This window comes from Streptomyces sp. NPDC048462 (assembly GCF_043200175.1).
In the GTDB taxonomy this organism is placed as follows: Bacteria; Actinomycetota; Actinomycetes; order Streptomycetales; family Streptomycetaceae; genus Streptomyces.
In genome coordinates this window covers 262,221-274,744 of sequence record NZ_JBICXG010000006.1, presented here as the reverse complement: position 1 = coordinate 274,744, position 12,524 = coordinate 262,221, and the positions used below count along the sequence as shown (strand labels likewise).

Genomic DNA, 12,524 nt, shown 5'->3' with positions numbered 1-12,524 from the left:
GCGGCCAGTGCTGAGCGCTCAGTACTGGGGCTGCTGCTGGCGGTTGAACCAGGCGCCGCCGTCGGACTTCGCGACGAAGACGATGACCAGCACGGAGAGAACCGTGTGGATCAGACCGACGATGACGAAGGGGTAGAGCCCCAGCACCGCCGTGATGGACCCGAAGACGATCGCGGTGATGCGAATCCCGTTGCCGCCCTTGCCGAACTTCACGGCCAGGTACACGGCGAGCGCGCCCCAGAGCAGGGCAAATACCGCGATGCCCCACAGGACGCCGGAGGAGTAGTCGGCGAGCTGCTGGAAGTCGACGTCGTCCTTCAGTGTCTCGTCGTTCTTCGCGGCGCTGACGGCGAACGCGCTGAGCGCGATAAGGATCATGCCGATCAACTGCAGGCCCGCGATCACGAAGAGCATGACGCGGGCGGCCTTCACACCACCAGGCATCTCCGTCATGGCGCCGTAGCCGCCGCCGTAACCGCCACCGAACTGCGGGTTGACCGGCGGGGCGCTGGGGTAGCCGTAGCCCTGCTGCGGCACGTCCTGCGGGGTCTGCTGCGGATAGCCGTATCCCGGCTGCCCGCCCGGCTGCGGCTGGCCGTAGGGGTTGTTCGGGTCGCCGTTGCTCATGGCGAGATTCCTCCGTTGTGAAATATGCGGGGACGATGCGGTCCGGGCGGAGGAATGCTGCGCAATAAGAACGGTCTGTCCCCCCGACACTGTCCGCGTTCTGCGCGGCTCATCGTCGTCGTGACATCGTCTTTTTGTCCAGTCGGTTGCCCTATGTGTTGTGCAAGTGCAATCAGCCGGTCATGCCCCGCACGCAGAATTGGTACGAGGGCGGGGCATCCGCGAGTATGTGCACATGACTGCCCAGATTCTCGATGGCAAGGCCACCGCAGCCGCGATCAAGTCCGATCTCACCGTCCGCGTGGCGGCCCTCAAGGCGCGGGGCATCACCCCCGGCCTGGGAACCCTCCTGGTGGGTGACGACCCGGGCAGCAAGTGGTACGTGGCCGGCAAGCACCGCGACTGCGCGCAGGTCGGCATCGGCTCCATCCAGCGCGAACTCCCCGACACCGCCACCCAGGACGAGATCGAGGACGTCGTACGGGAGCTCAACGCCGACCCCGAGTGCACGGGATACATCGTGCAGCTGCCGCTTCCCAAGGGGATCGACACCAACCGGGTCCTGGAGCTGATGGATCCGGCCAAGGACGCCGACGGTCTGCACCCGATGAACCTCGGCCGGCTCGTGCTCAACGAGAAGGGCCCGCTGCCCTGCACCCCGCAGGGCGTCGTGCAGTTGCTCCGCCACCACGGTGTGGAGATCAACGGCGCGCACGTCGTGGTCGTCGGACGCGGTGTCACCATCGGCCGGTCGATTCCGCTGCTGCTGACCCGCAAGTCGGAGAACGCCACGGTGACGCAGTGCCACACCGGTACGCGTGACCTCTCCGCCCAGCTGCGCCAGGCCGACATCATCGTCGCGGCCGCCGGTGTGCCGCACATCATCAAGCCCGAGGACGTGAAGCCTGGCGCGGCCGTGCTCGACGTCGGCGTCAGCCGGGACGAGAACGGCAAGATCGTCGGTGACGTCCACCCGGGCGTGGCCGAGGTCGCCGCGTGGATCTCCCCCAACCCGGGCGGCGTCGGCCCGATGACCCGCGCCCAGCTGCTCGTCAACGTGGTCGAGGCGGCCGAGCGCGACTCCGCCCCGGCCGCAGGCTGATCCGGACCGGAAGGAACTCCATGGGTGCTGGTACGAGTCCGGCCGACCGCGCCGCAGCGGACGGGCCGGCCGCCGAGCGGGCCGAGGCCGTGACGGGCGACGAAGCGGAAGCAGCAGCAGCGGAAGCGGAAGCAGCAGCGGACGTGGATGCGGAAGCGAAGGCGGATGTGGACGCGGAAGCCGTAGCGGCACAGGGTGGCGCCGGGGACCGGGCCGCTGACGAGACCGCCGGCGACGTCGCGGACGGCCGCACCGGCAGCCACCTGGCACCCGCTCCCGCCGAGGGGTCCACGACGGGCCGTTCGCGCGAGGCGGCGTCGCTCACCACGGACACCGCGCGTCCCGAGGGCGGCGGCCGGGCGGCGGGCGGGGACGCCCCGGCGCCCGCCCGTCAGTGGCCGTTGCTCGCGGTGCTCTGCACGGCCGCGGTCGGCCTGCTGGTCGTGGCCACCGACCCGTTCGACGAGGCCTTCCGGATCGGCACGATACTGATCGGTGTCGCCCTCGTCGGGGGCGCGGTGCTCCGCATCGTGATCCCCTCGGTGGGCATGCTCGCGGTGCGTTCCCGCTTCACGGACCTGGTGACGTACGGACTGCTGGGCGTCCTCATCGTGATGCTCTCGCTGATGGCCCAGCCCAAGCCGTGGCTGGACGTCCCGTTCCTGGAGAACGCGGTCCACTTCACGATCCGCTGAACCGTGCCGCTCACCGGTGCCCGTCCCCTCCCCCGAGGAGGGACGGACACCGGAGGGCGGGGCGCGCCGGAGCGAAAAGCTCCGGAATGCGGCGAGTTGAGCGGCCTTGCCCCGTCCTGACTCCAGCCTTGTGGCTGGAGGAGGTCTGTTCAAGGGATGACTGTGGCCTGTGGCACGGAAGTGACCATTCCGCCACGGTGTGATCGTCAGGCAACGATGGCAGACTGGCCCGGAGGCCAGTCGACGGACGGCCGGTGGGCCGGCGAGGCAGGGGCGCGCGAGGGTGCGTGCCGGACGTACGAGTGCAACCGTGCGCCACCTCTCCTGGAACTGGCAGTCTGCGTTCGCGCATCTCCCTGGGTAGTCCGGAGCGGAAGACCACCGGTTCCGGACGAGGGGGAGCGGCGTGCGATGCGCAGGGCGCGTCCAAGGCCGGCGGAAGCCGGGACGACGTGAAGTGGGAATGGGAAGTAGGGGGAAGTAATGCCTCGTTGGAAGGCGCTGCCGGAGGATCTCGACCCACAGGTGAGGGAGTTCGCGGGCCAGCTGCGCAGACTCGTCGACCGCAGCGGCCTGAGCATCGCGGCGCTGGCCGACCGCACGGGGTACAGCAAGACGTCGTGGGAGCGGTACCTGAACGGGCGGCTGCTCGCCCCCAGAGGGGCGATCGTCGCGCTGGCCGAGGTGACGGGCACCAACCAGTACCACCTGAACACCATGTGGGAGCTGACGGAACGGGCCTGGAGCCGGGCCGAGATGCGCCACGACATGACGATGGAGGGCATGCGGATAATCCAGGCGCGTGCGGCGCTCGGTGAGACCGACCAGCCCTCGCGCGGCCATGGCAGGAGCCGCCCCTCCGGCGCCGTCGGCACGGCGGAGGGCGCGGCCGGTGCGATCGGCGCGGGACCCTCGCCGTCCGTACCGGCCCAGCGCGGGACCATTCCGCCCGTTCCCCGGCAGCCACAACCTCAGCACCAGTCGCAGTCGCAACCACAGCCGCAGTCGCAACCACAGCCGCAGTCGCAACCACAGCCCCGGTCGCAGAAGCCGCTGGCCTGGCCGGGCCAGGCAATGGGCGCGATGGGCGCGGAGCCGCTGCCCGGCTACCCGCCCGCACAGCAGTACGGCGGAGGCCAGGACGGCGGAAGCCGCGGCAGCGGCGGAGGCCGGGACAGTGGCCGCCGTAAACAGCTCGTGATCGCCGTGGCCGCGCTCGGTGTCCTGCTGGCGGTGACCGGAGTCGTGCTCCTGACCGGCCCCGGTGGCGACTCCGACGCCGACAGGGCGGCCGCCCCCTCCCCGACGCCCACGACCAGCGCGCCGCGACTGCCCGCCGGGGTCGGCTGCAACGGCTCCGACTGCGCCGGGCAGGACCCCGAGGACATGGGCTGCGGCGGCAAGTACGTCCGTACGGTCTCCAGCGCCACCGTCGGCGCAAGCGTCGTCGAGGTGCGCTACAGCGAGACCTGCGGGGCCGCGTGGGCCCGGATCACCAAGGCGGCCACCGGCGATCTCGTGCGCATCAGCGCGGGCGGCGCCGGCCAGGACGGCACGGTGTCCGGCGCCGTCGACACGTACACCCCGATGGTCGCCGTGAAGCGGGTCGCGGACGTCAAGGCGTGCGCCACCCTCACCACCGGTACGAAGGGGTGCACGGCCGAAGCGGCCGGGTAGTTCGCTCCCGTGGCCGGGCGGTGCGATGAGCGCGCGGTGACCGGTTGTGTGCGGTGCCACAGGGGGCCGGGCGGCCACGGGGTTCCGGGTCGGATAGCCTGATCGCTGGATATCTCTTCACATCAAGATTCAGGGATGTCCAGCACCAGGGGCCAGGAGCCCCCACCGCCAGCTGTCTAACGGAGATCGCCATGACCCGCACTCCCGTGAATGTCACCGTGACCGGCGCAGCCGGCCAGATCGGCTACGCGCTGCTCTTCCGCATCGCCTCCGGCCACCTGCTCGGCCCGGACGTGCCGGTCAACCTGCGTCTCCTGGAGATCCCGCAGGGGCTCAAGGCGGCCGAGGGCACCGCGATGGAGCTCGACGACTGCGCCTTCCCGCTGCTGCGCAACATCGAGATCACCGACGACGCCAACGTCGGCTTCGCCGGCGCGAACGTCGCCCTCCTCGTTGGCGCCCGCCCGCGCACCAAGGGCATGGAGCGCGGCGACCTGCTCTCCGCCAACGGCGGCATCTTCAAGCCGCAGGGCAAGGCGATCAACGACAACGCCGCGGACGACATCAAGGTCCTCGTCGTCGGCAACCCGGCCAACACCAACGCGCTCATCGCGCAGGCCGCCGCCCCGGACGTACCGGCCGAGCGCTTCACCGCGATGACCCGCCTCGACCACAACCGCGCGATCTCGCAGCTGGCCGCCAAGACCGGTGCCGCCGTCTCCGACATCAAGAAGCTGACGATCTGGGGCAACCACTCGGCCACCCAGTACCCGGACATCTTCCACGCGGAGATCGCCGGCAAGAACGCCGCCGAGCTCGTCAACGACGAGGCCTGGCTGGGCGACACCTTCATCCCGACCGTCGCCAAGCGCGGCGCCGCGATCATCGAGGCCCGTGGCGCGTCCTCGGCCGCCTCCGCCGCGAACGCCGCCATCGACCACGTGCACACCTGGGTCAACGGCACCGCCGCGGGCGACTGGACCTCCATGGGTATCCCGTCGGACGGCTCCTACGGTGTCCCCGAGGGCATCATCTCGTCGTTCCCGGTCACCACGGAGAACGGCACGTACAAGATCGTCCAGGGCCTGGACATCAACGAGTTCTCCCGTGCGCGCATCGACGCGTCGGTGAAGGAGCTCACCGAGGAGCGCGACGCGGTCCGCGAGCTCGGCCTCATCTGATCCACCGCCCGTTCGCGGGTACGCGGTACGTCAAACGCCCCCGGCACCGCCGGGGGCGTTTGTGTGTTCCGTGCAGCGCGGGCGCGGCGCTCAGGCCTTGCGCAGCTTGTCCGCGAATCCGCGTACGGCGGCCATGGCCCGGCGCTGGAGGCCGGGGCCGAACGTGATTCGGGCGGCGCCCAGCTCCCCGAGCCGGCGCGGGCCGGGACCGTCCGGCCGGGAGAGCGCGTTGAGCGGCACGGTCACGGCGGCGGCCAGGCGGGGGAGTGCCTCGGGCGGCGCCATGATCGGGTAGACGCCGTCGGCGCCCGCCGCCGCGTACGCCAGCGCGCGGCGCACGGTCTCGGCCTCCTGGTCCGTGCCGTCCGGGACGCCGGTGACATACGTGTCCACCCGGGCGTTGACGAACAGCTCGTCCCCGGCGGCCGCCCGCACCGCCGCCAGCCGGTCCGCCTGCCACCGGGCATCCACGAGGACGCCGTCCACCGTGTCCTCCAGGTTGCAGCCGACGGCCCCGGCGCTGAGCAGCCGCTCCACCAGCTCCTTCGGCGCCAGCCCGTATCCGGCCTCGATGTCGGCCGACACGGGTACGGAGACGGCGCGGGCGATCCGCGCCACCGCCGCGAACATCTCGGCGGCGGGCGTGGCCCCGTCCTCGTACCCGAGCGACGCCGCGACGCCCGCGCTCGGAGTGGCCAGGGCCGGGAATCCGCTGTCCTCGAAGACGCGGGCGCTCGCGGCGTCCCAGGGGCCGGGCAGGACCAGGGGGTCGCCGGGGGTGCGGCCGTGGTGCAGAGCGCGGAGGGCGGACGCGGTCATCGCAGTGTCTCCTGAGGGCAGAGGGAGGGGAGGGGCGCGGTGGAGACCGCGGTCAGCGGTGGTCGCCCGGGGTGTAGTGACCCGGGACCATCCGGGTGGACACGGCGAACCGGTTCCAGGCGTTGATCGTGATGATCGCGGCGATGAGGTGGGCGAGCTCCGCATCGTCGAAGTGGGTCGCGGCCTTCGCGTACACCTCGTCCGGCACGAAACCGTCGGTCAGGACGGTGATGGCCTCGGTCAGCTCGATCGCCGCGATCTCCTTCGGCGTGTAGAAGTGCTGCGACTCCTCCCACGCGCTGAGCTGCACGATCCGCTGGAGGGACTCGCCCGCCGCGAGCGCGTCCTTGGTGTGCATGTCGAGGCAGAACGCGCAGTGGTTGAGCTGCGAGGAGCGGATCTTCACCAGCTCGGCCACGACCGGGTCGAGCCCCTTGCGGGACGCGGCCTCCAGACGGGCCATCGCCTTGTAGACGTCGGGGGCGTGCTCGGCCCACTGCATCCGGGGCGTGTGCTCGGTGGTGTACTCGGACGTTGCGTGGCTGTGCTCGTTCGTGGTCATGGATACGACGCTACGCGGGGGGTGGCGCAGCGGTATGGTCCATTCTCATGACGGATCCCTGGGCCACTTTCGGTGCCGACCTGCACATTGACCCGAACGGCGCAACCGGGCTGCGGGCCGGGCTCATGGACGCCCTGCGCGAGGCGGCCCGGACGGGGCGCCTCGCACCCGGCACCCGGCTGCCGTCGTCGCGCACCCTGGCGGCCGACCTCGGGATCGCCCGCAACACCGTCGCGGACGCCTACGCGGAGCTGGTCGCGGAGGGCTGGCTGACCGCCCGGCAGGGCTCCGGCACCCGGGTCGCACAGCGCGTCGAGCCGCGCCGCGCGGCGACCGCGGCGCCGCGCTCCCGGCCGCCCCGCACCCGCCCCGCCCACAGCCTGATGCCCGGCTCGCCCGACCTGTCGACGTTCCCGCGCGCCGAGTGGCTCAAGGCCGCCCGCCGCGCACTCAACGCGGCGCCCAACGAAGCGTTCGGATACGGCGATCCCCGCGGTCGCGTCGAGCTGCGCACCGTGCTCGCCGACTATCTGTCACGGGCCCGCGGCGTGTACGCGGACCCCGAACGCATCGTCATCTGCTCGGGCTTCGTCCACGGACTGAGGACGATGGGGAAGGTGCTGCGGCAGCGCCGCGTGCGGGAAGTGGCCGTCGAGTCGTACGGGCTCGACGTGCACACCCGCCTGCTCACCGAGGCCGGTCTGCGCATCCCCTGCCTGCCGCTGGACGAACTCGGCTGCCGGACCGCGGAGCTGTCCGGGATGCCGGGCGCGGGCGCCCTGCTGATGACGCCGGCGCACCAGTTCCCGACCGGGGTGCCGCTCCACCCCGACCGGCGGTCCGCGGCCGTCGACTGGGCCCGGAGTACCGGCGGTCTCATCCTGGAGGACGACTACGACGGCGAGTTCCGCTATGACCGGCAGCCGGTGGACCCCACCCCCCGGGAAGCCGGCACGTCACCGGTCCGATACTGGAAGGGGCAGGTCGGGGCGTTGCAGGGGCTCGACCCCGAGCGGGTCGTCTACCTGGGCACCGCCAGCAAGTCCCTTGCTCCGGGGCTGCGTCTCGGATGGATGGTGCTGCCGGAATCGCTGGTGGCGGAGGTGGCCGCGGCGAAGGGGTACTCGGACTCCTGCGGGGCTCTTGATCAACTGACCCTCGCCGAGTTCATTCGTTCCGGCGCGTACGACCGGCACGTGCGTGCACGCCGGCTCGGCTACCGGCGGCGCCGCGACGAACTGGTGGCAGCCCTGGCCGAGCGGGCGCCGCGCATCGGGGTGACCGGTCTCGCCGCAGGTCTGCACGTGGTGCTCCGCCTGCCTCCGGGCGTTGATGAGCACACGGTGATCCAGGCAGCCAACTGGCTGGGCCTCGCCGTTCAGGGCGTTGGCGCGTTCCGTCATCCCGACGCGCGGGCGGAGGGGTGGGCGGGGCTTGTGGTGGGGTACGGCACACCGACGGACTCGGCGTGGGCGGGGACCCTGGAAGCGTTGTTGCGGGCACTCTCGGCGGTGGTGGACAGCTGAGAGGGCGTCGGGTCCCGTTCCGGATGATCCGGCCGGGACCCGGCAGCGATCAGCGGGTCCTCCGCATCCGCAGGAGGCGCCCCCGTCCCCCTCCCAGTAGCCACGGCCACGCCGTGCCCTCCACGCCCCGTACCCGTAGTACTTGGGAGCTACCCCGCAGAAGCGCTCCCAAGAGGGACGCCGACGAGGCGGGGCGGCCCGTAACTTCCGTACCGGATTCGCCAACACCCCGGTACGGAAGGACCTTTCATGAGGCCAAGCCCACGCGGTCGCGGCCTGCGGCGTGCGCCGGCGGTCGCGCTCCTGACCGCGGCCGTGGCACTGCCGGTCTCGGGGGCGGCGCGCCCCGCCGCTGTGCCGGCGCCGGTGCCCGCCGCGCTCATCCCGCTGGTCCCGGACTCCCCGGCGGCGCTGGACGCGCGGTACGCCGCCACCCGTGCGGACGTCCGTGCGGCGTCGCGGGCGGCCGAAGACCACGGTGACCGGCGGCGGGCCGGTTCGCTGCGGGCGATGGCCGGGAAGGGGCGCCGTTTCCTGGCGTTCGACGGACGCGACGGCGGCCGCAGCGCCGAGGTCTTCGGCGCGCTGTCCGGGGCCCACCGAATCGCGGTCCTGGTGCCGGGCGCGGGCGTCGACCTGGACCACTACTGGCGGCTCGGTCGGGACGCCGAGGCCCTGGCCGGCAGCCTGGGCCCGCGGTCCGCGGTGGTGGCGTGGCTGGGCTACCGGGCGCCGTCCATGCTGAGCGCACGGGCGCTGACGACAGCCGCAGCCGATCGCGGCGTGCCCCAACTGGTCTCGCTCGTAGCTGAGTTGCACAGGGTGTGGCCCGGTGCGCGGGTGTCGCTCCTCTGCCACTCCTACGGTTCCGTGGTCTGCGCCCGGGGCGCGTCCCGTCTCGACGTCGCGGACATCGTGCTCTACGGCAGCCCCGGAACCGGCGCGCCCGACGCCGGTGCCCTGCACACCGCGGCCACCGTCTGGGCCGGCCGGGGCAGCCAGGACTGGATCGCGCACGTGCCGCACGTCAGGGCCGGACTGCCACCGCACACCGTGGGGTTCGGGACGGACCCCGTCTCGCCGGGGTTCGGTGCCCAGGTGTTCGACGCGGGCTCGGCGGGCCACAGCGACTACCTGCGGCCGGGCTCGGTGTCGCTGCGCAGCCTGGCCGCGATCGTCGCCGGGACGGCGGCCGGCCATGCGTGACCCCGTCCGCCGTGCCGTCCTCCGTATCGACGCGGCGACACCCGTCGGCCGCGACCGCGCCCTGGACGCGCTGCGGGCGTTCGCGATCCTCGGGGTGGTGGGCGGACACTGGCTGGTGACCGCGCTGGTCGCCGACAGCGGCACGATCCACGGGGACAGCCCGCTGCACTACCTGCCCGCCCTCGCTCCGGTCTCCTGGGTGTTCCAGACGCTCGCGGTGTTCTTCATGGTCGGCGGGGCGGTCGCGGCGAAGGGGTACGCCTCGGCGCGGCCGAGGGGTGTGACGTACGGGAGTTGGCTCCGGGCGCGGTGGGCCCGGCTGTTCCGGCCGGTCCTGGCGCTCCTGGCGGTGTGGGCCGCGGCGGCCGGGGTGATGCTGGCGCGCGGGGTGGACGAGGGTACGGTCCGGGCGCTGGGCAAGCTGGTGTGGTCGCCGCTGTGGTTCCTGCTGGTCTTCGCGGCGCTGACAGCGGCCACTCCGCTGGTGGCACGGCTGCATCCGCTGTGGCCGCTGGCCGTGGTGCTGCATGTGGATCTGTTCCGGCTGGGGCTGGGTGGTCCGCAGTGGCTGGGCTGGATCAACGTGGTGGCGGGCTGGCTGGTCCCCTACTGCCTGGGGGCGCTGTGGGCGCGGGGCGGGATGCGGGGCGGGCGCGATGGATGGGTGCTGCTGGCCGGTGGCCTGGTGGCCACGGCCGGGCTGGTCCTGTTCGCCGGATATCCGGCGTCCATGGTCGGGGTGCCGGGCGGGCGGCTCTCCAACCTGGATCCGCCGACACTGGCCGTCGTGACCTTCGGTCTCGCCCAGTGCGGGGGTGCGCTGCTGGTGCTCGGGCCGCTGCGTCGGGCGCTGGCGCGGCCGGCCGTGTGGGCGGCGGTCGCGATGCTCAACCTGTCGGCGATGACGGTGTTCCTGTGGCACCAGACGGCGATGATCACGGTGACGTCGACCGCGCTGTACCTGGACGGTCCGCTGCCCGGACTGCACACCCTGCCCGACGGCGCCGGCTGGGTCGCGGCCCGGCTGGCCTGGCTGCCGGTGTTCGTGGCGGCGCTGGCCGTGTTCGTGGCCGTGTTCGTCCCCTATGAGGCACGGGGCGGCGGCCGTTCACGGATCGTACGCAGGAGCCCGGCCGCTTCCCCTGTTCCGGCCCGAAAGTCGCATCATGCCTAAGCTGAGGGTCATGACGGGGGTGGCGGGGGCTTGGCGTCGGCTGCGCGGACTGCCGCGTGCGCTGTACGAGGACCTGTGGGCGGTGCCCGTCGACCCGCTGCCCGCCCACGGCCCGCCCGGGGCGCCCGTGTGGCGGCCGGTACTGGCGATGCTGCTCTCCCTGGCCGCGGCGGTGATCGCCCTGGTCCACGTGTACGACCTGGTTCCGCCCGGCGCGGGCATCCCGGGGTACGCGTCGCTGCTGGTGGTGTGTCAGTCCGGGGCGCTGGTCGCCGGCCTGTTCCGTCCGCTGCACGCCTGGTGGGTGTCGCTGGCGCTGATGTGTGTCGGGGTGCGGATCTCGGAGCCGGTGCTGGGGGCGGGTGAGCTGTTCCCCACGGCGTCGGAGATCGCGCTCGTGTCCGGCGCGCTGTTCCTCCTGGCGCTGCGGGTCCCGCCGCGCCGGGCGGTGACCGCACTCGTGGTCACGCTCCTCGCGACGGCGCTCGCGGTCCAGGCCACCACCCGGAACCACGCGCACGCCCTGGACCGCGCCTCCCTGATCATCGTGACGGCCGCGGCGATCGGGACGGCGCTGCGCACGCTGCGGGTGTCCCGTACGGAACTGGCCGAGCAGTCGGAGCTGACCGCGGAGGAACGGGCCCGGCGCACCCTGCTGGAGGAGCGCAACCGCATCGCCCGCGAACTCCACGACGTGGTCGCCCACCACATGTCGGTGATCTCGATCCAGGCGCAGGTCGCCCGGCACCTGGTGGCGGACCCCACCCCCGAGTTGCTGGCGAATCTGGCGGACATCCGAGGCAACGCCGTGGACGCGCTGACGGAACTGCGCCAGGTGCTGGGCGTACTGCGCGCGGAGGACTCCGGCGCGGACGCCGCCCCGCACGCCCCGCAACCCACCCTGGACCTGCTGGACGAACTGGTCGGCAGGGTACGGGCGACGGGAGTGGAGGTGTCGGCGCACACGACGGGCACCTCGCGCCCGCTGCCGCCGGGGGTCGGCCTGTCGGCGTACCGGATCGTGCAGGAGGCGCTCAGCAACGTGCTGCGGCATGCGCCGGGGGCCCGCGCCCGGGTGGAGGTGGGCCATCACGCGGCCGCCGTCACCGTACGCGTGACCAACTCGGCCGCCCGCACCACCACCGCCACAGCCCTCACCGGGCCCGGCCACGGGCTGCTGGGCATGCACGAACGTGCCGCGATGCTCGGCGGCGACCTCATCCACGGGCCGACCCCCGGCGGGGGCTACGAAGTCCTGGTGACGCTTCCCCTGGAGGACCCCTCATGACCATTCGCGTCCTGATCGCCGATGACCAGGTGATGGTCCGGCAGGGATTCACGGTGCTGCTGAACGCCGAAGCCGGCATCGAGGTCGTCGGACAGGCCGTGGACGGCGTGGACGCCGTCGAGAAGGTCGCCCAACTGTCCCCCGATGTCGTCCTCATGGACGTCCGGATGCCTCGTCTCGGCGGCATCGAGGCCACCCGCCGCGTCACGCAGACCCCCGGCTCGGCGGTCAGGGTACTGGTGCTGACCACCTTCGACCTCGACGAGTACGTGTACGAGGCGCTGCGCTCGGGCGCCTCGGGGTTCCTCCTCAAGGACGCCTCGGCCGACGAACTCGCGCGGGCGGTGAGGGTGGTGGCGGCCGGGGACGCACTGCTCGCCCCCAACATCACCAAACGGCTCATCGCCGAGTTCTCCCGGGTCAGCGCCCCGCTGCGTCCGCCGAGCAGGGACCGCCTCGGCGACCTCACCGAGCGCGAGACGGAGGTCCTGTCGCTGATCGCCCAGGGCCTGTCCAACGCCGAGATAGCGGGCAAGCTCGTCGTCGCGGAACAGACGGTGAAGACCCATGTCAGCCGCATCCTGGTCAAGTTGGGCCTGCGCGACCGGACCCAGGCGGCGGTGCACGCGTACGAGACGGGGCTGGTGCGGCCGACGGGCCGTTAGGC

General features: G+C 72.4%; 12 protein-coding genes. 9 read left to right on the top strand and 3 right to left on the bottom strand.

What is annotated here, in order from left to right; translation table 11 throughout:
- Positions 1–18 precede the first annotated feature (18 nt).
- Positions 19–627 (bottom strand): hypothetical protein, encoded by a 609-nt coding sequence (locus ACGFU6_RS14110; protein ID WP_393610714.1) that lies wholly within the window; start codon positions 625–627, stop codon positions 19–21.
- A 235-nt stretch (positions 628–862) separates the two neighbouring features.
- On the opposite strand from ACGFU6_RS14110, the gene ACGFU6_RS14105 reads away from it, so the two are divergent.
- The 4 genes from ACGFU6_RS14105 (at position 863) to ACGFU6_RS14090 (ending at position 5,282) form a co-directional block, all read left to right on the top strand.
- Positions 863–1,729, top strand: a complete 867-nt coding sequence (locus ACGFU6_RS14105; protein ID WP_393610712.1) for a bifunctional methylenetetrahydrofolate dehydrogenase/methenyltetrahydrofolate cyclohydrolase — start codon at positions 863–865, stop codon at positions 1,727–1,729.
- A 20-nt stretch (positions 1,730–1,749) separates the two neighbouring features.
- Positions 1,750–2,424: a DUF3017 domain-containing protein gene (locus ACGFU6_RS14100; RefSeq protein WP_393610711.1), complete on the top strand. Its 675-nt coding sequence runs from the start codon at positions 1,750–1,752 to the stop codon at positions 2,422–2,424.
- A 483-nt stretch (positions 2,425–2,907) separates the two neighbouring features.
- Positions 2,908–4,101, top strand: a complete 1,194-nt coding sequence (locus tag ACGFU6_RS14095; RefSeq protein ID WP_393610709.1) for a helix-turn-helix domain-containing protein — start codon at positions 2,908–2,910, stop codon at positions 4,099–4,101.
- 191 nt (positions 4,102–4,292) lie between these two features.
- Complete coding sequence (locus ACGFU6_RS14090) at positions 4,293–5,282, top strand: malate dehydrogenase (protein ID WP_024488992.1); 990 nt, start codon at positions 4,293–4,295, stop codon at positions 5,280–5,282.
- Between the two features lie 90 nt (positions 5,283–5,372).
- On the opposite strand, the gene ACGFU6_RS14085 is transcribed toward ACGFU6_RS14090, so the two are convergent.
- On the bottom strand, positions 5,373–6,101 hold the full coding sequence (locus ACGFU6_RS14085; protein ID WP_393610707.1) for an isocitrate lyase/phosphoenolpyruvate mutase family protein: 729 nt from the start codon (positions 6,099–6,101) through the stop codon (positions 5,373–5,375).
- A 52-nt stretch (positions 6,102–6,153) separates the two neighbouring features.
- A complete protein-coding gene (locus tag ACGFU6_RS14080; protein WP_393610705.1) occupies positions 6,154–6,663 on the bottom strand; it encodes a carboxymuconolactone decarboxylase family protein in 510 nt (169 codons plus the stop codon).
- Positions 6,664–6,710: 47 nt separating this feature from the next.
- Between ACGFU6_RS14080 and ACGFU6_RS14075 the strand changes: the two genes are divergently transcribed.
- From ACGFU6_RS14075 to ACGFU6_RS14055, 5 genes are all read left to right on the top strand, one after another.
- Positions 6,711–8,189 carry a PLP-dependent aminotransferase family protein gene (locus ACGFU6_RS14075; protein WP_393610703.1) on the top strand — a complete coding sequence of 493 codons (1,479 nt, stop codon included), beginning with the start codon at positions 6,711–6,713 and terminating at the stop codon, positions 8,187–8,189.
- Between the two features lie 249 nt (positions 8,190–8,438).
- A complete protein-coding gene (locus ACGFU6_RS14070) occupies positions 8,439–9,395 on the top strand; it encodes an alpha/beta hydrolase (RefSeq protein ID WP_393610701.1) in 957 nt (318 codons plus the stop codon).
- Positions 9,388–10,569, top strand: coding sequence for an acyltransferase (locus ACGFU6_RS14065; protein ID WP_393610699.1), 1,182 nt, complete (start codon positions 9,388–9,390; stop codon positions 10,567–10,569). The genes ACGFU6_RS14070 and ACGFU6_RS14065 overlap by 8 nt, the downstream gene beginning before the upstream one ends.
- Positions 10,562–11,857: a sensor histidine kinase gene (locus tag ACGFU6_RS14060; protein WP_393610698.1), complete on the top strand. Its 1,296-nt coding sequence runs from the start codon at positions 10,562–10,564 to the stop codon at positions 11,855–11,857. The genes ACGFU6_RS14065 and ACGFU6_RS14060 overlap by 8 nt, the downstream gene beginning before the upstream one ends.
- Positions 11,854–12,522, top strand: coding sequence for a response regulator (locus ACGFU6_RS14055; RefSeq protein ID WP_393610696.1), 669 nt, complete (start codon positions 11,854–11,856; stop codon positions 12,520–12,522). Before ACGFU6_RS14060 ends, ACGFU6_RS14055 begins: the two co-directional genes overlap by 4 nt.
- Positions 12,523–12,524: the final 2 nt, after the last annotated feature.

Bases quoted from the DNA above. Each gene is read 5' to 3' on its own strand.
- ACGFU6_RS14100 (WP_393610711.1), top strand. From the start codon at position 1,750: ATGGGTGCTGGTACGAGTCCGGCCGACCGCGCCGCAGCGGACGGGCCG.
- ACGFU6_RS14055 (WP_393610696.1), top strand. From the start codon at position 11,854: ATGACCATTCGCGTCCTGATCGCCGATGACCAGGTGATGGTCCGGCAG.
- ACGFU6_RS14105 (WP_393610712.1), top strand. From the start codon at position 863: ATGACTGCCCAGATTCTCGATGGCAAGGCCACCGCAGCCGCGATCAAG.
- ACGFU6_RS14075 (WP_393610703.1), top strand. From the start codon at position 6,711: ATGACGGATCCCTGGGCCACTTTCGGTGCCGACCTGCACATTGACCCG.
- ACGFU6_RS14070 (WP_393610701.1), top strand. From the start codon at position 8,439: ATGAGGCCAAGCCCACGCGGTCGCGGCCTGCGGCGTGCGCCGGCGGTC.
- ACGFU6_RS14080 (WP_393610705.1), bottom strand. From the start codon at position 6,663: ATGACCACGAACGAGCACAGCCACGCAACGTCCGAGTACACCACCGAG.
- ACGFU6_RS14085 (WP_393610707.1), bottom strand. From the start codon at position 6,101: ATGACCGCGTCCGCCCTCCGCGCTCTGCACCACGGCCGCACCCCCGGC.
- ACGFU6_RS14090 (WP_024488992.1), top strand. From the start codon at position 4,293: ATGACCCGCACTCCCGTGAATGTCACCGTGACCGGCGCAGCCGGCCAG.
- ACGFU6_RS14065 (WP_393610699.1), top strand. From the start codon at position 9,388: ATGCGTGACCCCGTCCGCCGTGCCGTCCTCCGTATCGACGCGGCGACA.
- ACGFU6_RS14060 (WP_393610698.1), top strand. From the start codon at position 10,562: ATGCCTAAGCTGAGGGTCATGACGGGGGTGGCGGGGGCTTGGCGTCGG.
- ACGFU6_RS14110 (WP_393610714.1), bottom strand. From the start codon at position 627: ATGAGCAACGGCGACCCGAACAACCCCTACGGCCAGCCGCAGCCGGGC.
- ACGFU6_RS14095 (WP_393610709.1), top strand. From the start codon at position 2,908: ATGCCTCGTTGGAAGGCGCTGCCGGAGGATCTCGACCCACAGGTGAGG.